The organism is Novosphingobium organovorum (genome assembly GCF_022832435.1).
Classification (GTDB): domain Bacteria; phylum Pseudomonadota; class Alphaproteobacteria; order Sphingomonadales; family Sphingomonadaceae; genus Novosphingobium; species Novosphingobium organovorum.
In genome coordinates this window covers 1-21,605 of the sequence record NZ_JALHLF010000019.1, presented here as the reverse complement: position 1 = coordinate 21,605, position 21,605 = coordinate 1, and the positions used below count along the sequence as shown (strand labels likewise).

General features: G+C 66.1%; 20 protein-coding genes. 8 read left to right on the top strand and 12 right to left on the bottom strand.

Annotated features, from left to right (window positions below):
* Positions 1-63: 63 nt before the first annotated feature.
* The 3 genes from eutC to MTR62_RS07445 form a co-directional block, all read right to left on the bottom strand.
* Positions 64-852, bottom strand: coding sequence for an ethanolamine ammonia-lyase subunit EutC (eutC, locus tag MTR62_RS07455; protein WP_244018548.1), 789 nt, complete (start codon positions 850-852; stop codon positions 64-66).
* A complete protein-coding gene (locus tag MTR62_RS07450) occupies positions 845-2,236 on the bottom strand; it encodes an ethanolamine ammonia-lyase subunit EutB (RefSeq protein ID WP_244018545.1) in 1,392 nt (463 codons plus the stop codon). The genes eutC and MTR62_RS07450 overlap by 8 nt, the downstream gene beginning before the upstream one ends.
* Before the next feature lie 94 nt (positions 2,237-2,330).
* Entirely contained in the window at positions 2,331-3,164 is an 834-nt protein-coding gene (locus tag MTR62_RS07445) for an inositol monophosphatase family protein (protein WP_244018543.1), read from the bottom strand.
* Positions 3,165-3,524: 360 nt separating this feature from the next.
* Here MTR62_RS07445 and MTR62_RS07440 point away from each other — a divergent pair, with 360 nt between their 5' ends.
* The 5 genes from MTR62_RS07440 to MTR62_RS07420 all read left to right on the top strand — a co-directional run bounded on the left by MTR62_RS07440 (position 3,525) and on the right by MTR62_RS07420 (position 9,204).
* On the top strand, positions 3,525-5,585 hold the full coding sequence (locus MTR62_RS07440) for a TonB-dependent receptor (protein WP_244018540.1): 2,061 nt from the start codon (positions 3,525-3,527) through the stop codon (positions 5,583-5,585).
* Positions 5,586-5,800: 215 nt separating this feature from the next.
* Positions 5,801-6,730, top strand: a complete 930-nt coding sequence (locus MTR62_RS07435) for a choline/ethanolamine kinase family protein (RefSeq protein WP_244018538.1) — start codon at positions 5,801-5,803, stop codon at positions 6,728-6,730.
* Positions 6,731-6,795: 65 nt separating this feature from the next.
* The gene (locus tag MTR62_RS07430) at positions 6,796-7,461 is read left to right on the top strand and encodes an SGNH/GDSL hydrolase family protein (RefSeq protein WP_244018536.1); all 666 of its coding nucleotides are present in this window, start codon (positions 6,796-6,798) and stop codon (positions 7,459-7,461) included.
* A 28-nt stretch (positions 7,462-7,489) separates the two neighbouring features.
* Entirely contained in the window at positions 7,490-8,731 is a 1,242-nt protein-coding gene (locus MTR62_RS07425; protein WP_244018534.1) for an MFS transporter, read from the top strand.
* A complete protein-coding gene (locus MTR62_RS07420; RefSeq protein ID WP_244018532.1) occupies positions 8,731-9,204 on the top strand; it encodes a DUF2938 family protein in 474 nt (157 codons plus the stop codon). The genes MTR62_RS07425 and MTR62_RS07420 overlap by 1 nt, the downstream gene beginning before the upstream one ends.
* A gap of 245 nt (positions 9,205-9,449) precedes the next feature.
* Here the strand turns inward: MTR62_RS07420 and MTR62_RS07415 are convergent, their stop codons facing one another.
* Positions 9,450-9,773: a thioredoxin family protein gene (locus MTR62_RS07415; RefSeq protein ID WP_244018530.1), complete on the bottom strand. Its 324-nt coding sequence runs from the start codon at positions 9,771-9,773 to the stop codon at positions 9,450-9,452.
* Between the two features lie 30 nt (positions 9,774-9,803).
* Positions 9,804-10,796 carry a thioredoxin-disulfide reductase gene (trxB, locus tag MTR62_RS07410; RefSeq protein ID WP_244018528.1) on the bottom strand — a complete coding sequence of 331 codons (993 nt, stop codon included), beginning with the start codon at positions 10,794-10,796 and terminating at the stop codon, positions 9,804-9,806.
* Between the two features lie 84 nt (positions 10,797-10,880).
* On the opposite strand from trxB, the gene MTR62_RS07405 reads away from it, so the two are divergent.
* Genes MTR62_RS07405 through MTR62_RS07395 form a run of 3 tightly spaced genes read left to right on the top strand, consistent with a single transcriptional unit; the run spans position 10,881 to position 12,702 of the window.
* Positions 10,881-11,777, top strand: a complete 897-nt coding sequence (locus MTR62_RS07405) for a LysR family transcriptional regulator (RefSeq protein ID WP_244018526.1) — start codon at positions 10,881-10,883, stop codon at positions 11,775-11,777.
* Positions 11,778-11,803: 26 nt separating this feature from the next.
* On the top strand, positions 11,804-12,298 hold the full coding sequence (locus MTR62_RS07400; protein ID WP_244018524.1) for a DUF2938 family protein: 495 nt from the start codon (positions 11,804-11,806) through the stop codon (positions 12,296-12,298).
* Positions 12,295-12,702: a rhodanese-like domain-containing protein gene (locus MTR62_RS07395; protein ID WP_244018522.1), complete on the top strand. Its 408-nt coding sequence runs from the start codon at positions 12,295-12,297 to the stop codon at positions 12,700-12,702. The genes MTR62_RS07400 and MTR62_RS07395 overlap by 4 nt, the downstream gene beginning before the upstream one ends.
* A 60-nt stretch (positions 12,703-12,762) precedes the next feature.
* Here MTR62_RS07395 and MTR62_RS07390 read toward each other — a convergent pair whose 3' ends face one another.
* The 7 genes from MTR62_RS07390 to MTR62_RS07360 form a co-directional block, all read right to left on the bottom strand.
* Positions 12,763-13,116 (bottom strand): carboxymuconolactone decarboxylase family protein, encoded by a 354-nt coding sequence (locus MTR62_RS07390; RefSeq protein ID WP_244018520.1) that lies wholly within the window; start codon positions 13,114-13,116, stop codon positions 12,763-12,765.
* Between the two features lie 162 nt (positions 13,117-13,278).
* Positions 13,279-14,160, bottom strand: a complete 882-nt coding sequence (locus MTR62_RS07385; protein ID WP_244018519.1) for an arginase family protein — start codon at positions 14,158-14,160, stop codon at positions 13,279-13,281.
* 138 nt (positions 14,161-14,298) lie between these two features.
* The gene (locus MTR62_RS07380) at positions 14,299-15,315 is read right to left on the bottom strand and encodes a helix-turn-helix domain-containing protein (RefSeq protein ID WP_244018517.1); all 1,017 of its coding nucleotides are present in this window, start codon (positions 15,313-15,315) and stop codon (positions 14,299-14,301) included.
* Between the two features lie 47 nt (positions 15,316-15,362).
* Entirely contained in the window at positions 15,363-17,033 is a 1,671-nt protein-coding gene (locus MTR62_RS07375; protein ID WP_244018516.1) for a glycoside hydrolase family 3 protein, read from the bottom strand.
* Positions 17,034-17,039: 6 nt separating this feature from the next.
* Positions 17,040-18,422, bottom strand: a complete 1,383-nt coding sequence (locus MTR62_RS07370; protein WP_244018514.1) for an MFS transporter — start codon at positions 18,420-18,422, stop codon at positions 17,040-17,042.
* A gap of 1 nt (position 18,423) precedes the next feature.
* Positions 18,424-18,765: an EthD domain-containing protein gene (locus tag MTR62_RS07365; protein WP_244018511.1), complete on the bottom strand. Its 342-nt coding sequence runs from the start codon at positions 18,763-18,765 to the stop codon at positions 18,424-18,426.
* A 54-nt stretch (positions 18,766-18,819) separates the two neighbouring features.
* Positions 18,820-20,955, bottom strand: a complete 2,136-nt coding sequence (locus MTR62_RS07360) for a TonB-dependent receptor (protein WP_244018509.1) — start codon at positions 20,953-20,955, stop codon at positions 18,820-18,822.
* Between the last annotated feature and the right edge of the window lie 650 nt (positions 20,956-21,605).

Below are 21,605 nucleotides of genomic sequence, written 5' to 3'. Positions count from 1 at the left end.
GAATATCCGGCAAAATCGACGTGGGGCTGGCCGCCTCGCCGCTTGCCGTGTGCTGCCAGTCCATCAGGCCCCACCGTGCGGGGCATCAAGCGCCCGAGGCGTATCCGCGGGGCCGCTCAGCGTGGGAGCGCCATCGCCGAAGCGGTCTTTGAGCACCACGCCGGTGGCCTCGATCCGCCGCGCCTCGCCCAGCAGCCAGGCAATGTTGGCCGCCGCGCGTTCGGGCGCGAGCCCGCCCTTGACGCGGATATTGGAGACGCAGTTGCGCTCGTGGTCGCGTCGGCCGATGCGCGGGGCCCAGGTCAGATAGGCGCCCAGACTGTCCGCCGCGCTCAGGCCCGGACGCTCGCCGATCAGGACGAGGACACTGCGCGCGCCCAGCTGCTCGCCAATCGCATCGCCCAGCGCGACGCGCCCCTGCAAGGCGATGACCGGATCGAGGATCGTCCAGCCGGGCAGGAACGCGGGCAGGGCGGCGACCACCGCAGCGGCGTGCGCCATGATCGCGGTGGCCGAAAGCCCGTCGGCGATCACGATCGCCAGATCCCCGCCGAGGCGCGGCAGGCTGACCTCGGGGGCGAGCCGCCGGCCCAGGTCGGGGCGCTGCAGATAGGTCGCGCGATCGGCTGCGGCGCTGTGTACCACATGGACCTTGCGGCCGAGCGCGATTTGCAGCGCGGGCACGTCGAGCGCGGTGTGCACCGCATCGCAGGCGCGTGCGTGATCGAGTTGCAGCTTGAGCGAGGCAGCGGTCGGCAGTCCGGGCCCGGCGTGGCCAAGCCCGATGCGCGCCTCGGTCAGCGCGCGCAGACGGCCGAACGGGTCGCCCGCGAGCTCGCCACGCTCAGTCATGCAGCACCGCCTCGATCAGCGGCAGCGCGCGCCGTTCGCTCAGCGCCTTCATGCGCCCTTGCGCGTCGGCGAGGCCGACCTGCTGCAGCCACGCCTCGAATTCGGGGGCCGGGCGCAGCCCGAGCGCGGAGCGGGCGTAGAGCGCGTCGTGGAAACTGGTCGACTGGTAATTGAGCATGATGTCGTCCGAACCGGGCACGCCCATGACGAAACTGACGCCCGCCACGCCCAGGAGCGTGAGCAGCGTGTCCATGTCGTCCTGATCGGCGGCGGCGTGATTGGTGTAGCACACGTCGCACCCCATCGGCAGCCCCATCAGCTTGCCGCAGAAATGGTCCTCCAGCCCGGCGCGGATGATCTGCTTGCCGTCGTAGAGGTATTCGGGGCCGATGAAACCGACCACGGTGTTGACGAGCAGCGGGTGGAACGGCCGGGCGACCGCCTGCGCGCGCGCCTCGATCGTCTGCTGGTCGACGCCGTGGTGGGCATCGGCCGACAGCGCCGAGCCCTGGCCGGTCTCGAAATACATGACGTTCTGCCCCACGCTGCCGCGCCCCAGCGAAAGCGTGGCGTCGTAAGCCTCGCGCAGGACGGCAAGATCGATGCCGAAGCTGCGGTTGGCCGCCTCGGTCCCCGCGATCGACTGGAAGCACAGGTCGAGCGGGGCGCCGGTCTCGATCAGTTCGAGGCTGTTGGTGACGTGGGTCAGCACGCAGCTCTGGGTCGGGATGGCGAGGCGCTCGCGCAGGTCCTCGATCAAGTGGAGGAGCGCGGCAGCCCGCTCCACACTGTCGCTGGCCGGGTTGATGCCGATCACCGCATCGCCGCAGCCCATCAGCAGGCCGTCGATGATCGAGGCGGCGATGCCGGAGGGATCGTCGGTCGGGTGGTTGGGTTGCAGGCGCACCGCGAGGCGTCCCTCGAGGCCGATGGTCGAGCGAAAGGCGCTCGTCACGCGGCACTTGCGCGCCACGGTGATGAGGTCCTGGTTGCGCATCAGCTTGGAGACGGCGGCGGCCATTTCCGGGGTGATGCCCGGCGCCAGCGCGCGCAGCTGCGCCGCGCTCGTCGCGTCGGCGAGCAGCCAGTCGCGAAATTCGCCGACGGTCAGGCTGGCCACCGGGGCAAAGGCGGCGGCATCGTGGGTGTCGCAGATCAGCCGGGTGACTTCGTCGTCCTCGTAAGGCACGACGAGGTCTTCGAGGAAGGTCGCCAGCGGCAGGTCGGCCAGCGCATAGCGTGCCGCCATGCGCGCCTGGGCATCGGGCGCGCCCAGTCCGGCGAGGTAGTCGCCCGAGCGCGGCGGGCTGGCAAAGGCCAGCACTTCGCGCAGATCGGCAAAGCGATAGCGGGTCGATCCCAGATCGCAGGCGTAGTGGCCCATGGCTGTCCTTTCCTCGTCATTGGCCGCGTTTCGGGCCCTGTTCGGGGCCTCGTTCCGGCCTCGTTCCGGCCTCGTTCCGGGTTGCGCCCGGCCGTCAGGGGTTGAGCATGGCTACCGCGTCGGGCAGCAGGCTCGGATCTCCCAGCGCCAGCACGCGGCCATCGCTGTTCGCATCGAGCGGGCGGCCCTGCCAGTCGGTGAGCGAGCCACCGGCCCCTTCGACGACCGGCTGCAACGCGGCCCAGTCCCAGATCTTCAGATCCCCTTCGGCGATGATGTCGATATGGCCGAGCGCAAGCAAGCCATAGGCGTAGCAGTCACCGCCCCAGCTGACCCGTCGCACGCTCCGGGCCAGTTGCCCCCAGCCGGTCCCATCGTCGGGGGCGATCATGTCGGGCGAGGTGCACGACAGTTCGGCCAGCGCGAGCGAGGGGCATTTGCGTGTGCCCACGGTTCCCCCCAATCCGCCCGAAAAGGCCGTCGCGGCGCCACACTGGCCCACCCAGCGCTCTTCGAGCAGGGGCTGGTCGATCACCCCCAGCACCGGCGTTCCAGCGTAAGTGAGCGACACCAAGGTGCCGAACTGCGGGCGGCCGGTGATGAAGGCGCGGGTGCCGTCGATCGGATCGAGAATCCAGCGCCAGGGCGATTCGGCGTTCCGCAGGCCGAATTCCTCGCCCAGGATCCCGTGATCGGGGAAGGCTTTTGTGATGATTGCGATCATGCCCTGCTCGACCGCGCGGTCAGCGGCGGTGACGGGGCTTTCATCGCCCTTGGTCTCGGCGGCGACGCCGGTGCGGAAATAGGTGCGGACCAGCGCGCGGGCGGCATCGCACGCGGCGTTGGCGACAGCGATCATCGGCGCGAGATCGGCGGGGGCGGCGCAGGCGGTCAGGGTGGCGAACGGCGTGGCGTGTGGGTCTTTCAACGGGCGTTCCTATTCGGTTGCGAGCGATCCTATAACTCTCAAACACACGCAAAACAACACTCAAACGCACAATGATGCAACCAACAACACAAACTTCTTGACGCGATTTTGCAAATGCGACAGTTTGATTCGGTCGAAAACACTCGCAAACACAAATCGAAGACAAAATCGAAGACGAGTGACGGCGCAGGAGGATCCCGACCTTAGAACATGGGGGGTAACGTGACTAACTTTCGTAAATCTCTACGTTTCACGATAGCTTTGACCGCCGTTTCGATGGCCCTTGGCACCGCACCGGCGGTGTGGGCGCAGGCCGCGGAGGCAAAATCCGACACCGCGACGACCGGTTCTGGGGAAATTGTGGTTACCGCCACAAAGCGCACCGATCGCGTTCAGGATGTGCCGCTGTCGATCAGCACCCTGTCGAGCGACCAGCTGGCCAACGCCAACCTGTCCTCGCTCAGCGGCGTGCAGAACATGGTGCCCAACTTGCGCTTTGCCGCGGTGACCGGCACGCCGCAGGTCTTCGTGCGCGGCGTCGGTGGGGGCGGGCGTAACGTGGGCTTCGATCCGCGCGTGGGGGTTTATGTGGACGGAGTCTACATGGGCAACCCGGCCTCGCTGGACGCGGTAACCGTGGGTATCGAGCAGGTCGAAGTGCTGCGCGGTCCGCAAGGCTTCCTGTTCGGCGCGGCCACCGATGCCGGCGCGATCAACATCGTCACCCGTTCGCCCAGCGATGTCCTGAGCGCCGATGCCAGCGTCGCCTATGGGCGCTGGAACGACGTGCGGCTCCAGGCGCACGTCAACGTGCCGCTGGCCGACAAGATCTACGCCGATCTCTCGGTGGTGCGCCGCACGCGCGATGGCTATGCTCTCAACACCGTTACCGGCGGGCATCCCAACGACGTCGACGACTATGGCTTTCGCGGCAAGCTGCGCTTTGCGCCGACCGGCGATTTCACGTTCGATCTGGCGGGCGACTTCGCCCAGTCGGTGACCCACGCGCTGGTCGACAGCCGGCTGACCGATGTCTTCGGGCTGACCGCTTCGGACACGCCCTACCTCACGCTCGGCCAGCCGGTGAACGACCTCGATTCGCGCAAGAGCGGCGGCGTCTCGGCGACCGCCAACTACACCGGCGCCGAGGTTCGGTTTACCTCGGTGACCGCCTATCGGGTGTCGACGCGCCACTGGATCGCCGATGCCGATCACTATCCGGCCGACTACGTGTCGGTCGACTATTACGACAAGTACCACACCTTCAGCCAGGAACTGACGCTGGCGACGATCGATCCGGCGCGTTCGTTCCGCTACCTGGTCGGGCTCTACTACGCCAACAACAACAACAGTTCGGATCGCGCGCTGATTTTCGGTGACGACGTGACGGACCTGGGCTTTGCTGTCGAGCAGAACGTCGTCCAGCCCAAGATCGACAGCAACACCTTCTCGGGATACGCCTCGATCGACTACGACTTCGTGCCTGGCCTGACGCTCGACCTGGGCGGGCGCCTGCAGTACGAGTACAAGGTCTTCGTAGGCTCGCAGACCGCGCTGTCGGACTTGAACATGGCCAGTTTTGCCAACTTCCGCGGGACCACCTCGGAACTGCACTTCATGCCCACCGCCAGCCTGACCTACAAGCCGAGCGAGAACGCCACGCTTTACGTCAAGTACGCGCGCGGCGTGAAGAGCGGGGGCTACAACGCCGATTTCGTCTACAACACCGATCCCGACGGTCTGCCCTACAGCTACCGCCCCGAAACGGTCGACAGCTACGAGGCCGGGGTCAAGTCCAGCCTCATGGGGCATCTGCTGACCGCCAACCTGGCGCTGTTCCTCAACGATTTTCGCGATTACCAGCTGTTCCAGTACCGCACCGTCAACGGGGTGACGACGATCAGCCTGACCAACGCGGGCAAGGTGCGTACTTATGGCGCCGAGCTTGAGGTCAATGCCAACCCCACCCCGGACCTCGCGCTCTCGTTCAATCTCAGCCGTCTCGTCGCCTCCTATGTCGCGTTTCCCGACGGCGGCGGCGTGGGGGTCGACTACGATGGCAACCGGCTTGAATACGCGCCCAAGTGGAACGTCATGGCCCGCGCCGACTACACCCACGATGTGGACGCCTTCCGCGGCTCCTACGTGCTGGCCGGCGTGGACTATTCCTACCGCAGCAACGCCTATGGCGATGCGTCCAATTCGAGCGCCTATCTGATGAGCGCGGCGAACCTGCTGGGCGCCAAGATCGGCATCGGCGCGCGCGACACGGGCTCGGTCGACTGGCGCCTTTCGCTGTCGGGTGAAAATCTGCTCAACAGCAAGGCCATGACCAATATCAGCCAGGACGGCTTTGGCGTGCTTATCGGTTTTCGGGAGACCCCGCGCCGCTGGCTGGCCAAGTTCGAAGTCAAGTATTGAGCCTGGTCAGGCCGTTTCGGGCGCTGGCCCGACGCCCGTCGCCCGAGACGCCTGACGCGCCTGACGCGCCTGACGCGCCTGACACGCCTGACACAGTCAGCAATTCCCGTTCCACCCTGAGCCGGGAGCGGCTTGTTCGCTCCCGGCGCTTTTTACAGCGCGATGCGGTCCTGATACCTCTTGCGCTGTCCCGAACTCTTGGACCAGGCCCCGCGATGACCCAGATTCCCTTCGGCACGGCAAGCACCCCGGCGCAGCGCGATGTCGAGCGTGTTCTCGAGCAGGCTGGCCTGGCCGGTCCGGCAACCCGTTTCAAACGCCTCAACAGCGGCATCACCAATCTCAACTGGATCGCCACCACGCCGGGGCGCACGGTCTTCGTCAAGCTTTACGGCGCCAAGACCGAGACGTTCATCAACCGCGAAGCCTCGCTTGATGCCTCGATGCTGGCGGGCGAACTGGGCGTTGGCCCGCGGCTGCTGTGGCGCTTCACCGATCCGGGCGCGGAGGTCTACGAATTTCTCGAAGGCTACCGCGGGTTCACGACCGACGACATGCTCGATGCCGAACGCGTCGCACGGCTCGTCGCGCACTACCGCGCGATGCATGAGGCCGCGCCGATCTCCGAGACGCGCACCGGTTTCCAGCAGCTCGACCAGCGGCTGGCGCTGTGCCGCGCGGGCAACGCCCCGCTGCCGCCCGATTTCGACGAATTGCTTGCCCAGTGCGCGCGTGCGCGCGCGGCCATCGAGCGCGCCGGGCTCGACCTGGGTCCCTGCCACAACGACAGCTACATCGCCAATTTCATGGTCAACGACAGCGGTGACGTGCGGATCATCGACTGGGAATACGCGGCCAACAACGACCGTCTGTGGGACATGGCCAACATCGCCTTCGCGGCCTGCGACCGCGCGGCCTATGGCGATTTTGCAAGGGCTTATGTGGGCGCCGATGATCCCCGAGCCCTGGCCCGCGTCACGCTCTACGGCGGGGTGATGGGCACGTCCTGGGCGATGTGGGCCGCGCTCCAGTCGATGGCTTCCGACATCGCGTTCGATTTTCGCAAATACTCGATCTGGCTCGCGGCCAACGGCCGCGCCATGATGCGCGAGGCGGCCTGGGAACGCGCGCTCGACACCGTTTGACACGCCACTCGACTATCGCCCGCCAAGACTTTTACCCACCAAGCCCTTCATTCGAGGACCGATACATGACCCGCCAGACACCCTATTCGATAATGTGCTTCGGGGATTCGCTGACATGGGGCTGGGTGCCCAATCCGGACTCGGTCCCGACCACCCGCTACGGCCTCGATGCGCGCTGGACCCGCGTCATGGCCAAGGCCCTGGGGGAGGATTACGCGGTGATCGAGGAAGGTCTCAACGCGCGCACCACCAACCAGGACGACCCCACCGATCCGCGCCTGAATGGCAGCGCCTATCTTCCCACGGCGGTCGCCAGCCACCTGCCGCTCGATCTCGTCATCCTGATGCTCGGCACGAACGACACCAAGGCGGTCTTCCGCCGCGAGCCGATCGACATCGTGACCGGAATGTCGGTGCTGGTCGGCCAGGTGCTGTCGAGCGCGGGGGGCGTGGGCAGCGTCTACCCGGCGCCGCATGTTCTCGTCGTCGCGCCGCCCGCGCTGGCCGCCATGCCCGATCCCTGCTTCGCCGCGATGTTCGAGGGCGCCAAGGCCAAGACCGAGGCCCTGGCCAAGGGCTATCGCGATCTCGCCCGGTTCCTGAAGGTCGACTTCCTCGACGCCGGAGAGGTCATCACCACCGATGGCAGCGACGGCATCCACCTTTCGGCGCAGGCCAACGCCGTCCTGGGGGCCGCGATGGCCGACAAGGTCCGCGAAATCCTGGCCTGACCGACTTGCCGCGCACAGGACTGTGCCGATGAACCCGCCGCACCACCTTGGCCGCTCGGTCTGGCGCCTTGCCCTCGTGCAGGCGCTGGCCGGATCGAGCGCGACCATCGTCTTCGCCACTGGCGCAGTCATCGGACGCGATCTCGCGCCGAGCCCCGACCTTGCGACGCTGCCGGTGTCCTTCTTCATGGTCGGCATGGCGAGCGCCACGCTGCCTGCGGGCGCGCTGGCGCAGCGCCACGGGCGGATTGCGGTGTTCCTGATCGGCAAGCTGGCGGGCGTGCTGGCGGGGCTGCTCGGCGCGGCGGCGATCGCACTGCACGCCTTCGCGCTGTTCTGCGTCGCGATCTTCCTGTCGGGGGTCCACGCGGCCGTGCTGATGTCGTACCGTTTCGTCGCTGCGCAGTGCGTGGCGGCCGACCAGCGCCCGCGTGCGGTGGCCACGGTGCTTGCAGGCGGGATCGTTGCGGGGCTGTGCGGCGGTTGGCTGGCGACCGGGACGATGAGCCTCGTGCCGCGTTTTCCGTTCCTTGCGACGTACCTGACGATGGCCGCGATCATCGCGGGTTGCGGCCTGTTCGTCGCGCGCACCCCGCTGCCGGTCCTGCATTCGCGCGCGGCGGACGAGGGGCGCGGACTGGGCACCATCGCGCGTCAGCCGCGCTTTCTTGCCGCGATCGTGTGCGGCGCGGTCAGCTATCTGCTGATGAACTACCTGATGACCTCGGCGCCGCTGGCGATGCGCCTGCACGGCCACGCCCAGGGCCAGGCCAATGCGGTGGTGCAGTGGCACGTCGTGGCGATGTACGCGCCCAGCCTGCTGACCGGACGGCTGATCGCGCGCTGGGGCACGATGCCGGTTACCGCGCTGGGGCTGCTCGTCACCCTGGGCTCGGCGCTGCTGGGGCTGGTCGGAACGTCCAACGCGCTGTTCCTGGCGTCGATGGTGGTGCTGGGTATCGGCTGGAACTTCGGTTTCGCCGGAGCCTCGAGCATGGTGCTGGAATGCCATGAGCCGGCCGAAAGCGCGCGGGTTCAGGCTTTCAACGATTTCCTGATCTTCTCCATCGTTGCCGTCGGCTCGTTTCTCTCGGGCAATATCCTCATGCGGTTCGGCTGGGAGGTGGTGTGCCTGCTGGCCGTGCCGCTCGGCGTGATGGCGCTTATCGCGCTGGTGTTGCTCGGCCGTCGCGGCCGGGAGTTACCGGGCGCTGAGGCGCCCAAGGCGGTCGCGACCGCCTCCCTTTCTGCTCAATCTGGAATATCGTGATGCTCGTATTCGAAGTGGTGGCCACCGGCCTTGTCGCGACCCTGGCCGGGGACGCCTGGCATGTGTTCCTGCGCCGTGCGTTCGGCCTGCCGGTCGGATCGTGGGCGAGCGCGGGGCGGTGGGTCTGTGGTTTTCGCCATGGCCGCCTGATCGACGTCGGCTTGCGCAACCGCCCGCCTGTCGCGCACGAGAACGCGATCGGCTGGGCGTTCCATTACGCGGTCGGACTGCTCTACGCCGCGCTCTATCTGGCGGGCCTGCGGGTGATCGACCCGGCGCTCGCCCCCACGTTGGCAAACGCCCTGCTGTTCGGGCTCGTCAGCCTGGCCGCGCCGATGCTGTTCATGAAACCGGCGCTGGGCGGCGGGCTGTTCGGGTGGCGGGCGGCCAGGCCGTGGCGTGGCTTCTGGATCACCGTTTCCACCCATCTGGTATTCGGTGCAGGGCTTTACGCGGGTTGGTGCCTGGCCTGAAGCTGAACCCCTGAATCCGACGAACCCACCGATCCCAGCGTGAACGCAGGCGCGCGCGCCGTCGCCCGGCCCGATCCGGCGATGGCCTGTTCGAGATGGACCTGCTTGTTCGAGATGGACCTGCTTGGTGATCGCGACGCCAGCGGAGCGCACCAGCTTGCCCACCGCGCAGATCTTGTCCGCCCTGTCGGCCGTTTCATGGGCGGCCTGCGCGCCGGGTGCGAATTGGGTCGGGAAAGCCGCGCTCAGACGGCCTTCCTGATCGCCTCGAGGTAGCTCGACTTGGCGTTCGATCCGACGATCGAGGCCACCGCCGTAGTGCCCTTGATGACCAGAACCGTGGGCACGCTGCGAATGCCGAGCGCGCCGGAGACGTCTGACGCCTTGTCGATATCGACTTCGCCGAAGTCGGCAATGTCGGCCAGTTCGTCGGCGAGTGCCTCGTAGGTGGGCTCGAGCATGGTGCACGGGCGGCACCAGGTAGCCCAGAAACGCACGACCTTGACCTTGCTGTGGTCGGCCAGAAATGCGGGGAAGCTGGCGGCGTTGAGGCTTTTTACATCGGCCATGGGGAAGATCCTTTCGCGAATGGGGTGGGGTCAGGACGCGGCGCGATCGCCAGCGTCCGCGGGGGCGGTCGTGGGGGGCTGGGCGCCGGCCAGAAAGCGGTCCGCTTCGAGCGCGGCCATGCAGCCCTGTCCCGCCGCCGTGATGGCCTGGCGGAACTGGTCGTCGGTGACGTCGCCTGCGGCAAAGACACCGGGAATGTCGGTCGCCGTGCTGTCGGGGGCGGTCTTGAGATAGCCGCCCGGCTTGGTTGCGAGTTGCCCTGCGAAGATGTCGGTCGCGGGCGCGTGGCCGATGGCGACGAAGACACCATCGGCGGGGATCAGGCGCGGCGCACCATCGCGGGTATCGCGCGCGACGACGCCGGTGACGGTCGGGGGACCTTGCGTGCCGACGATTTCCTCCACGCGCGCGTTCCAGATTACCTCGATGGCGGGATGCGCGAAGAGGCGCTCCTGCAGCACTTTTTCCGCGCGCAGGCTGTCGCGGCGGTGGACGAGGACGACGCTCGCCGCGATTCCGGCGAGAAACAGGGCTTCCTCGACCGCGGTATTGCCGCCGCCGACCACGATGACGGTCTTGCCGCGATAGAAGAAGCCGTCGCAGGTGGCGCAGGCCGAGACCCCGCCCCCCATGAACGCGGTTTCGCTCGGCAGGCCGAGCCAGCGCGCCTTGGCGCCGGTCGCGATGATCAGGCTGTCGGCGGTGTAGACGTGGCCGTCGTCGCCTTCGAGGCGGAAGGGGCGCTCGGACAGGTCGACCGAGGCGATCGTGTCGCTTACGAACCGGGTTCCCACCCGCTCGGCCTGGGCCTTCATCTGGTCGACCAGCCAGGGGCCCTGAACCGGATCGGCAAAACCGGGGTAATTTTCGACATCGGTGGTGATCGTGAGCTGCCCACCGGGCTCAAGCCCGCTGACGAGTATCGGCGCAAGGCCCGCGCGCGCGGCGTAGATCGCGGCGGTGTATCCGGCGGGGCCGGAGCCGACGATCAGGACTTTGCTGTGCGATGTGTTGCTGCTCATGGCAATTTGATATATCGCCAAATGAACGAATGTTTAGTTCGATAAAAGAATTGTTATATATTCCTAAATGGAATTAATATAGAGATGATGGAAATCAAGGAGCTGCGCTGCTTCAACTGCGTGGCGGAGACACTCAGTTTCAAGCGCGCGGCCGAACGGCTCAACATGTCGCAGCCGGTCGTGACCAAGACGGTCGCCCAGCTCGAACATCGCCTCGGCGCCCGGTTGTTCGAACGCACCACCCGGCGCGTCTCGCTCACCAGCGCGGGCGTGGTCCTGCGCCGCGAAGTCCAGGAACTGCTTGCCCATTTCGACCGCGTGCAGCGCCAGGTCCGCCATACGATCGGCGTGCAGAGCGGTCGGTTCGGGATCGGCGTCGTGCCGCTCGCCATGCAGACGATGTTTCCGCAAGTCGTCCGGCAGTTTCGCGAAATGCACCTCGATATCGACGTCGAGGTGCAGGAACTGGCGACCGACGCGCAGGTCAAGGCGCTGCTCTCGGCCGAACTCGACGTCGCGTTCCTGCTGGCGCCTGTTGCCAGTCCCGAACTTGAGGTACACGTGATCCACGAAGAGCGGATGCGGCTTGCGATCCCGGTCGATCATCCGCACCTCGCCCAGCTTTCGAACTGCGAAATCCCGCTGGCCGCGTTCGCCAGCGAGACGTTCATCATCCCGCCCCGGATGCGCAATCCCGGCGTTCACGACGAGATCATCCGCAGCTGCGCGATCGCCGGATTTCGACCGCGGGTGAAGGATTGCCACGAGGCCGACAGTTGCCTGGGCCTCGTGGAGGCGGGGCTCGGGGTCAGCTTCATCGCCAACCAGATGGAATGCGACGCCCGGCCGGGCATTCGCATCATCGACCTTGAACAACCCGCGCCGGTGCTGGCGGTCGCGGTCGCCTGGCGGCGCGAGGACCCTTCCACGTTTCTGGAAACCATCCGGCGCCTGACGATCCGCGAATCGATTCCCGCCTGACCAACGCCTCCGAGGAAAATCGCCAAATGCTGCACGACGTACTGCTGTTCACCGTTCTGGTCGGGCTGGGCTCGACCATCGCGCTCGATATCTGGGTGACGTTGCTGGAAAAGGTCATCGGCTTCCCGGCGACCAACTGGGGCATGGTCGGGCGCTGGCTGGCGGGGCTGGGGCGCGGACAGTTGGTGCTCGATGGAGCGAATGCGTCGTCGCCCAGTGGCGCCGAAAAGGCGTTGGGGTGGGCGTTCCACTACGGCATCGGCTTTGCCTACGCGCTGCTCATCCCGCTGGTTTTCGGCCCTGGCGTCATCGCGCAGCCGAGCGTGCCGCCCTTCGTGGTGATCGGCCTCATCGCCAGCACGGTGGCGGGCCTGGTGATCCTATTTCCGGGGATGGGCGGTGGTTTCTTCGCCTCCCGGTTGCCCAACCAGGGGGTGACGATCCTCTATCTCATCGTCGCGCACGGTGTCTTTGCCGCCGCCGAGTACGGCACGGCGCGTCTCGTCCCGGCGCTGCTGTGAATGGTGAGCGCGCCGCAGGGGCGATCACGGGCGTCGAGAGCCTGATTGCGGCGGCCATGGAGCGGATCGAAACGCTCGACGTGGCAACCGCGATCGCACGCCGCGCGAAGGGCGACGCGCTCTTCGTCGATCTGCGCGAGGCGCATGAACTGGCCGCATCGGGGCGCATTCCGGGCGCGGTGCACGTGCCGCGCGGCACACTGGAATTTCGCGTCGATCCCAATTCGGGCTTCTATCTGGAACACTTCGAACCGGGGCGCCCGCTGATCCTGTTCTGCCAGCTTGCGGCGCGGTCGGCTCTGGCGGTGGCGACGTTGCAGGATATGGGCCTGCCCCGTGTCAGCCATATCGCGGGCGGCTTTGCCGCCTGGCGCGAGGCCGGTGGGCCGGTCGATCCGGCCTGAAATCGGACATGCCCCCGACCAACCCGCATGGGCCGGGGGGCATGACCGAAAAGCGGCGTGTTACGCGGCTGTCAGCTGGTTGAAGGCATCCATGGCCCGGCCGCTGTAGTAGTGCGAAGGGCCACCGCCCATCATCACCGCGACGCTCAGCGCATCGCCCAGTTCGTCCCGCGTGCAGCCGGCCGCGATCGCCGCCTTGACGTGGTAGACGATGCAGCCGTCGCACCGCGCGGCGACCGCCAGAGCCACCGCGATCAGTTCCTTGGTCGCGACCGTCAGCGTGTTCTCCACGAAGACGGCCTGCTGGAGGCCGCGAAACGCCTTGTTGAAGTCCGGCGTGGTGCCCTCGACGAGGTTCTGGACCACGCCCGGCATATCCTTCATGTCCTGGTTCCAGTCTGACTTGAAGCCCATGTGCGAACCCTTTCTTTCTTGGGGAGTTGGAAGAGGTCAGAGCCTTGGGTGGCCCGGCTGGGGGCCGTTCGTTCGCTCGACGCCCGCTCCCTACGAAAAAGGCTTGCGCATATCTAATTCTCAAATGGAATTAATACTGTTGCCGATTTGCGCGCTTCCTGCTCACCCAGCCTTGCCCAGCAGAGGCAGCGTTTCGAGGCCGTTCTTGATCGGTTCGAGCGACCAGGGCAGGAATTCGGCGATCGCGATGCCCACCACCTCGCACACGGTGGCGACGTCCTTCAGGATTTTCGCCACCTGCTCCATCGTCATCTTGCCCTTGGCCAGGCCGTCGAATTCGGACGGATCGACATGGGGGTTGGTGAAGTAGAGGAAGGGGTAGAGCGCCGGGTCGAGCACGTCGAGATCATAGTGGATCGCGACGCGCGAATAGCCACGCTTGGCAAACCATTCGCGCACGGCGCCCGGATTTTCGGCGATGGCGCTGGGCGAAAGGACCGAGATGGCGTGACGCGCAACGAAGTCCTGCTCGTATTCGAGCATGTCGTTGACGCCGACATAGAGGATCTGCTCGGGCTTTACCGGGCGGGGGACCGCGCCGCCGAAGTCGGGGTCGCCATAGCCCATGAGATTGCCCAGGACGTGGGCGTGCGAATGCGAATACTGTTCAGGGCCCATGATGTCCGGGTGCGCATCGACCCACAGGATCGCAAGGTCGCCCTCGTAGCGCTCGTTGAGGTAGGCCATCGGGGCCAGATCGACGAGGCAGTCGCCGCCCAGCGTCACGATCGCCTCGGGCGCGTGGCGGGCGATCGCGGCTTGCGCCTCGCGAAACTGGCGCAGCACGGCCGGGCGCGACTTGATGCCCTGCTCGACGGTGCGTTCCTCATGTGTTGCGGGCGGCACGGCGATGGTTTCGACGGGGCCCGTGGGGGCGGGGGCGAGCGCGGCGAGCACGTGCGCGCCGACGCGGTACATCGGCTGATCGCCGCCCTGCCATTGCCCCATGTTGAGGCGCAGAACGGATTTGGGATCGATGGTCATGGGTCTTTCCTTGATCTTTGAGTTCGTTGGGACCGAACGCGCCGGCGCAGAGCGGGCGGATTGCTCCCGCGGCCGGTGCGATGGTGTCCTGGGAAAAGGGCCCGGTCGGCGCCGGGCGGGTCGGTTATCGGAAGGCGGTCAGTTCGACGACTGGCCCGACCGCACGAAAAGGTCGCTCGGGCGCAGGCCGTACTGGCGCCGGAAGCTGCGACCGAAATGCGTCACCTCGTTGAAGCCGAAGGCAAAGCACGCTTCGGTCACGCTGGAGACCGAACCCGAGGTGATGGCCCGGTGGGCGGCATCGAGCCGCCGGCGGTTGAGCCAGCGTATCGGGGTCGTACCCTCGAGCGCGAAGAGCCGGGTCAGCGTGCGCGTCGTCAGGCCATGGGCCCTGGCGATGCCCGTCGCGTCGAGTTCCGGATCGTCGAGATGCTGGGTCATCCATTCCTGCACCTGCAGGAGCTTGCGCATGCGCTCGGGCGGCGGGGCGTCCCCGTCGTACTCGCGGATACCCGAATGGATCGCGCTCGCGATGAGATCGATCAGCGTCGAGGCCGTGGACAGGCGCTGGCCGACGTCGATCTGCCCGACGTTTTCGACAAAGGAGGTCAGCATGGCCCCGGCGATGGCGCCGAGCCCGTCGGCGCGCACCGGAATGGCCGTGAGGTCAAGAACGCCCGGCGCGCGGCTCGCGATGATCGACAGCGGCAACTTGAGCGTCACCACGTCGTGCTCTTGCGGGTAGGTCAGCTGGAAGGGCGCGCGCGAATCGTACATCGCGAATTCGCCCGGCTGGAGCATGGCCACCCGCCCGCGCTGCTCGATGGCCATCATGCCCTTCTTGACGAGGGTGATCTGCAGATCGTCGCGCGGGTCGGTAAGGACCGCATTCTGCGAACGGGTGTAGGTCATCTGCGAGGACTGGACGTGGAAGAAGTGCGCCGGGCCAACGGCGAATTTCGACATGTCCACCTCGAGCGGAGTGCACGTCGGGTTGTCGCAATCCACCGTGACGTAATTCTCGCGCACGATGTCGGACCAGCGCGCCAGATCGCGTTCGCCGCGCACCGTCAGGCTGGACGAGCCGGAGCCCCGATCCTGAAGGGCGCTGAACGCAAATTTGTCGCGGCTCTTGGTCATTTCCTGCAAGTACATCGCAAAAAACCTCCCTGCGCAAGCTGTCTGTTGGGACGAGGGCAAACTCAGAAACGGGCGTCTTCCAGGCCGCAGAACGGATCGACGGGATGGCCGCCCAGCCATTCGGCGCGCCCCATCAGGCATTCCAGAACCGCGGCCTGGGCCTTGTCGTGGGTCGACCAGGCGTTGACGTAAGTGGGCACGCGCGGGGCATCGTAGAGATGGTAGGCGTGGCCGAACGAGAGCATCAGGCAGGGCAGATCCTTCCAGAAGCGGTGCAGCGTGTTGAAGATGCCGCCACCGTGGAGCTTGCCCCAGTCGATGTAGATGCGGTTGCGCGTGAACAGCGCCTCGTCGCCCAGCAGGTAGAGGGCAAGATCGAATGTCTCGCGCGAGACGTCCATGCCGCGCTCAAAGCGGGTGATCTCGAAGCCTTCCTTCTCCAGCAGCGCGGGAAGCGACCAGGCCGGAGGCTCGGGGAACAGGGGGTGAATGATCGGGCTTTCGAAGAGCACGACGCGCTTGTGCCGGGTGGGCGTGAGCGGCAGCAGGTTCTGCGTGTCCTTCACGAGGCTCGGCGCGCGCTGCCAGATGGCATCGGCGCTCACCGCGTCCTCGGGGCGGGCAAGGTCGGCGCGCTGGTCCGCCTCTGTGGGAACGAGGCTCGCGTCATCGAGCAGGCCCAGCCTGGCCTTGAGCGCCAGTGTCCTGAGGCACGCATCGCGCACGCGCTCTTCGCTCAGGCGCCCTTCGTCCATGGCCGCAAGGATCGCGTCGCGATCGCGCTCGGGATGGCGCGAGAACAGAATGACGTCGCAGCCGCCGATGAGGATTTCGGGCATGACCTCGGGTTCGGCCATATAGGCGCACAGCCCGCCCATTTCGGTCGCATCCGATACGATCACCCCGTTGAAGCCCAGCTTTTCGCGCAGCAGCGTGATGTTGAGCAGCGGGTTGATCGAGGCGGGGCGGAAGGCTTCCTCTCCGGCATCGGGAAAGTGCGCGCGCACGAAGGCGGGAAAGGCGATGTGCGCCGACATGACCGAGAGCACGCCCGCATCGATCGCCGAGCGGTAGAGCCGCCCGAAGCTGGCGTCCCACTGGTCGAGGTCGAGCGGGTTGATGGTGGTCACCAGATGCTGGTCGCGGTCGTCATAGCCTTCGCCCGGCCAGTGCTTGACGGTCGCGGCCATCCCGGCGTCCTGAAGACCCTGGATATGGGCGAGGGCATGGCGTTCGATCCGCGCGACGTCCGAACCGTATGAGCGCGTGCCGACCACCGCGCTGCGAAACGCGGCGTTGATGTCGACGACCGGAGTGAACGACCAGCGCACCCCCATGGCCCTGGCTTCGCGCGCGGTCATCGCGGCGATCGTGCGCGTCGCTTGCGGATCGTCGATCGCCGAAAGGCCGAGCTGGTTGGGCACCGCCGTCCCGAAGAACAGGCTCTGGCGGCTGCCTTCCAGGTCGGCGGTGATCAGCGGGCGGATCGGCAGGGCCTCCTCGATCGCGGTCATGACCGTGCGTTCATGCGCAAGATCCTCGCTGAAGAAGCGGCACACCCCGCCTGGCTTGAAGCGCAGGACCATGTCGAGATCCTCGGGATCTTCGCCGAGCAGCAGGAGCACGAAGAGCTGGGTCACCCGCTCCTCGCGGGTCATTCCCTCGTAGAGGGCATGGACTTTCGCGATGGCCGCCGCATCGAGATGAAAGGGACTTTGGCTGAGAAAGGACATGGTACCTCAGGGGTTCGGGGCAGGGATGCGCGCGGCGTGCGGGGACGCATCGCCGCGCGCTGTGGTCGGAAATAGAAAGAGGAGAACGGCAAACACGATGTGGCCGATGGCGGGCACCAGCGAGACCATCGCGGTCAGCGCGACGAGCACCGGGGCGGGCTGGGTGCCGCCGGGATGGAAACCGGCCGCGGTGAGCATCAGGCCCACGAAGCTGCCGCCAAGGCCAAAGCCGAATTTCGTGGCGAACGACAGCGCGCTGGTCGTCAGTCCGGCGATGCGCTGTCCGGTGCGCCGCTCGATCATGTCCACGCATTCGGCGACCAGCGCCCACATCACCGGTGCGCCGACACCCACCGCCAGCATCTCCCCGGCGGTCAGAAGATACAGCAGCCAGTGCGGGACGGATGGGAGGAGGAACAGAGCCATCCCGCACAGGCTGCCGACCACGCAGGCCGCCACCGAGAGGGGACGCGGCGCCACGTATCTGAGAAGTTTGAGATTGGATATCGTGCCTACCAGCATACCGCCGGTGGCGCTGGCAAAATAGGCGGGGGCCAGCGTTTCGTCGCCGGCGACGTAGTGCAGGTAGTACAGGCCCGAATAGAGCGGAAAGATGCCGAGCGCGAACATCGAGCAGCCAAGCGCCATGAGCGTCCACCACGCCGGCGAGGAGATCGCGGCGGCAAAGTCGCTCTTGAGGTTGTTGGGGCTGCTGGACGGCGAGGGCGCGGCGGGGGACTGCGCGGATGCCGCGGCCGGGAATACCCGCTCGCGCACACCGGCGAAGCACAGCCAGTAGCTGGCGATCGCGACAACGCCGATCACCGCCACGGCAAAGGTGTAGTCGGCGTGCGAACCGGCGTTTCGCGCTGCGAACCAGGCGGCGAGCGGAATGAACAGCAGATTGATCAGCACCCCGCTCGAAAACGAGCCGGTCATGCGCCACGACGTCAGCTCGGCCCGCTCTTCCGGGTCCTTGCTGAGCGCGGTGAGCAGCGCGCCGTAAGGAATGTTCACGGCGGTATAGAGCGCCATGAGCAGCATGTAGGTGCCATAGGCCCAGGCAAGGCGACCCGAAGGACCAAGGTGGGGAACATGATAGGCGGCGATGGCCCCCAGGATGAGCGGTATGGGAACGAAAAGGAGGAACGGACGAAAGCGCCCCCAGCGCGTGCGGGTACGATCGGCGATGATACCCATCACCGGATCGATCACTGCATCCCAGAAGCGGGCGATGAACAGCAGCAGCCCGGCGGCAGCGGCGGTCAGCCCCAGACGTTCGGTGTAGAAGAACATCAGGTAGGTGGTCGTGCCGTTGAAGATCAGGCCATTGCCGAAATCGCCCAGCCCGTAGGCGATGCGTTCGCGCGTGGGGACGCTTCGGGTCATTCTAGAGCACCTTGCGGACCGCGACGGGCAGCGTGATCATGTTCGAAAAGTCGATCATCTTGACCGAATCCGCTTCCAGTTCGGCGTTGATTTCACTGGTGAAGGCGGCGGCAGCCGCTTCGTCGGATTCGTAGGTGTAGACCGAGATCGCATCGAAGGGGATGTCGCTTTCGGGCAGGTGGTCGCCGATGGCCGGGGCGTCGCGGCGAACCGGATGCTGGGTGTAGCCGATCAGGCCCGGCATCCGGGTGGCGACCTTGCTGTGCACGTCGCGATAGTGCTCGTGGAATTCTTCCAGCGACATGCCTTCGCGGCGGCGGAAGACGAATGCGATCGAAAACATAATGGCACTCCGTGGCGGGTACCCGGCCGGACGGCGAGGTACCCGCAGTTGGGATCAGAAGTCGTAGGTCAGGCGGGCGCCGTAGAGACGCGGCGCGCCGACGTTGCCATCGGCGACCGTGGCCGAGCGCGGGATCAGGTCGATCCAGGGACGGTTGTTCTCGATGTTGCGCACGTAGGCGGAGAGGCTCCACGACGCGGCGTCGGGCTTGAAGGTGGCGATCACGTCGCTGCGGGTGAAGCCGCCCTGATAGGTGCTCGCGAAGTTGTGGTAGTCGAGATACTTCGAGGATTCGTAGTGCGTCTGGGCGCGCAAGGTCAGGACGCCGCTGAAGATCTCGAAGTCGTGCTCGTAGCCGGCGTTGAGCGTCATGCCGGGCGACTTGGCCAGCTTGTTGCCAGTGTAGTCGACCGGGTTGCCGCTGCCTGAGAACTCGTCGCCGCCTTCCAGGTAGAACGAGGTGTAGGTGGCGTGGAGCAGGCCGATCTGCACGTCGAGGCGGTCCGCCTTGGTCAGCGCGGCGTTGAGCGCGCCTTCGATGCCGTAGCTGCGCGCCTTGCCCGCGTTGAGCGTCACCTGCGACTGGGCGCCGCTGCCGGTGACGTCGGCATAGGTGCTGACCTGAAGGTTCTTGTAGTCGTAGTAGAAGCCATCGAGGTTGAGCGTGACGGCGTTCCCGAACAGGCGCGACTTCACGCCCGCCTCATAGGCGGTGATGTCCTCGGGCTTGAAGGTGTTGTTGGGGCCTTCGCCGTCATAGTAGCCACCCGCCTTGTAACCCGTGCTGGCGTGGGCATAGGCCATGACCTGGGGAGCGACGTCGTATTCGAGGCCGGCCTTCCAGTTGACCCGGTTCCAGGCCCCCTCGGCCGCGTTCGTGGCGAACTGCGACTGGACGACGAAGTCGAGGTCCTCAAGATAGCCTGCACCGTAGCGGCTCTTCTTGTCGTGGGTGTAGCGCAGGCCGCCGGTCGCGCGCAGCGCATCGGTGAGCGAAACGGTTGCCTGACCGTAGACCGCGATCGATTCCGACTTGGTGGGGTTCTGGATGAACGCGTAGTACATGTCGCCCGACTGGAAGCGGGTCTGGACGTTGTTGTCCTCGTGGAAATAGAACACGCCGCCCACGAAATCGACCGGCCCGAAGGTGCCTGCGTAGCGCAGCTCCTGCTGGATCGTCTTGTCACGGTTGTTGAACAGCGCCGCGCCGTCGAAGGGCAGGTACTCGGACTGCTTGTGATCGTGCGAGAAACGGTACGCGCCAAGGTACGTCAGCGTGCCGGGGCCGACATCCTGGTTCAGCTCGAGCGAAACGCCTTCGTAAAGCGAATTGTTGTTGGCGGGATAGCGCTCGTCGTCGGTCGACGCGGCCTCGCTCTCGCCCAGGGTACGGGTCTTGGCACCGTAGATCGTGTTGATCCCGTTATCGACCGTGCGGTCGAGCCGCAGCAGCGCGGTGAAACCGTCGTTGTTGTCGTAAAGCGCCTGCACGCGAAACGACTTGCTGTCGGCCGAATCGCCGTCGGGGTGCGTCTTGACCTGGCTGTCGAGATAGCCGTCGTGGCGCACGGTCTGGAACGAGGCGCGCACGGCAAGGTTGTCGGTCAGGGCCAGGTTGGCGTAGCCCGAGGTGATCAGCGAATTGTAGTTGCCCACTTCGACCGCGACCTGGGCCTTGTTGTCGAACTCGGGCTTGTTGGTGATGATGTTGATGCTGCCTGCGGTTGCGTTACGGCCATAGAGCGTGCCTTGCGGCCCGCGCAGCACTTCGACCCGGCTGACGTCATAGAAACCGGCCGCCAGCACCGACTGCGGGCGGGCAAGATAGACGCCGTCGACATGGACCGCGACGGTCGGGTCCGAGGCTTCGTTGACGTTCGAGGTGCCCACGCCGCGCAAGTAGACCTGCCCGCTGGTTCCGACCTGCAGCGACGGCACGCGCGAGGCCAGGTCGACCGGGTTGCGCACGCCCTGCTGCACCAGGCCGGCCCCGGTGATCGCGGTGATGGCAAGGGGCGTGTCCTGCAGCGTGGTTTCGCGCCGCTCGGCGGTGACGACGATTTCGCCCGGCGCGGCGGGCGTTGCCGTGTCTGAGGCGGTGGCCTCCTGCGCCGAGGCGGAATTGGAAAGTGCAGCAAGCGCCACCGAAAGGGCTGCGAACGACGGACCTATCTTGAAAAAACGCGCCATAAATTTCCCTCATGGAAGAACGGATGGAGTTTTGTTTCCCTGCGTGTCTGTTTTCTGCAATCAGTCTGTCATGTTCGGTTCAGCGCGCACGACCGAGACGGACAAAGAATCGGCCGATTCTGACAGGCTCGCGATTTTCGCGGCGCAAAGTGAGCCGCGCGGATCAAGGCGCTCGCGTGTCGGGCGCGAAGGCCGTGGTGGCTCCACCGGTCCATGGGCTGTCAGAGGGGGGCGTCACAGGAGCGGCCTCGTGGTCAAAGGCGTAGCCCGTTGGGTCAAATGGCTGTGATGCGCCTGATGCGCGGCGCTCTTTGCAGGCAGAGGCGCGCGGTACGGGCGGCTATCCCACAGGTCTCAAAAAAAATGTCNGCGGCCTCGTGGTCAAAGGCGTAGCCCGTTGGGTCAAATGGCTGTGATGCGCCTGATGCGCGGCGCTCTTTGCAGGCAGAGGCGCGCGGTACGGGCGGCTATCCCACAGGTCTCAAAAAAAATGTCAAAAGGTGTTTGACCGAATCGGAATGGTTCCTTAGAGGGCCTCTCACCGCAGCGGAGCGGGCCGCCAGAAACGGTCTCTCGCAGTGGTCGCCATGATAGACGGACAGCTAGTCCCCCGGGTCTTAGGAGACGGGGAACGATGGTTGTCCGCCAGT

What these genes read in the sequence shown, in the direction of transcription:
- MTR62_RS07430 (WP_244018536.1), top strand. Translation starts at nt 6,796, where the DNA reads ATGACCCGCCAGACACCCTATTCGATAATGTGCTTCGGGGATTCGCTG.
- MTR62_RS07420 (WP_244018532.1), top strand. Translation starts at nt 8,731, where the DNA reads ATGCTCGTATTCGAAGTGGTGGCCACCGGCCTTGTCGCGACCCTGGCC.
- MTR62_RS07385 (WP_244018519.1), bottom strand. Translation starts at nt 14,160, where the DNA reads ATGACCATCGATCCCAAATCCGTTCTGCGCCTCAACATGGGGCAATGG.
- MTR62_RS07450 (WP_244018545.1), bottom strand. Translation starts at nt 2,236, where the DNA reads ATGGGCCACTACGCCTGCGATCTGGGATCGACCCGCTATCGCTTTGCC.
- eutC (WP_244018548.1), bottom strand. Translation starts at nt 852, where the DNA reads ATGACTGAGCGTGGCGAGCTCGCGGGCGACCCGTTCGGCCGTCTGCGC.
- MTR62_RS07390 (WP_244018520.1), bottom strand. Translation starts at nt 13,116, where the DNA reads ATGGGCTTCAAGTCAGACTGGAACCAGGACATGAAGGATATGCCGGGC.
- MTR62_RS07360 (WP_244018509.1), bottom strand. Translation starts at nt 20,955, where the DNA reads ATGGCGCGTTTTTTCAAGATAGGTCCGTCGTTCGCAGCCCTTTCGGTG.
- MTR62_RS07375 (WP_244018516.1), bottom strand. Translation starts at nt 17,033, where the DNA reads ATGTCCTTTCTCAGCCAAAGTCCCTTTCATCTCGATGCGGCGGCCATC.
- MTR62_RS07405 (WP_244018526.1), top strand. Translation starts at nt 10,881, where the DNA reads ATGATGGAAATCAAGGAGCTGCGCTGCTTCAACTGCGTGGCGGAGACA.
- MTR62_RS07365 (WP_244018511.1), bottom strand. Translation starts at nt 18,765, where the DNA reads ATGTTTTCGATCGCATTCGTCTTCCGCCGCCGCGAAGGCATGTCGCTG.
- MTR62_RS07400 (WP_244018524.1), top strand. Translation starts at nt 11,804, where the DNA reads ATGCTGCACGACGTACTGCTGTTCACCGTTCTGGTCGGGCTGGGCTCG.
- MTR62_RS07370 (WP_244018514.1), bottom strand. Translation starts at nt 18,422, where the DNA reads ATGACCCGAAGCGTCCCCACGCGCGAACGCATCGCCTACGGGCTGGGC.
- MTR62_RS07415 (WP_244018530.1), bottom strand. Translation starts at nt 9,773, where the DNA reads ATGGCCGATGTAAAAAGCCTCAACGCCGCCAGCTTCCCCGCATTTCTG.
- trxB (WP_244018528.1), bottom strand. Translation starts at nt 10,796, where the DNA reads ATGAGCAGCAACACATCGCACAGCAAAGTCCTGATCGTCGGCTCCGGC.
- MTR62_RS07380 (WP_244018517.1), bottom strand. Translation starts at nt 15,315, where the DNA reads ATGTACTTGCAGGAAATGACCAAGAGCCGCGACAAATTTGCGTTCAGC.
- MTR62_RS07435 (WP_244018538.1), top strand. Translation starts at nt 5,801, where the DNA reads ATGACCCAGATTCCCTTCGGCACGGCAAGCACCCCGGCGCAGCGCGAT.
- MTR62_RS07425 (WP_244018534.1), top strand. Translation starts at nt 7,490, where the DNA reads ATGAACCCGCCGCACCACCTTGGCCGCTCGGTCTGGCGCCTTGCCCTC.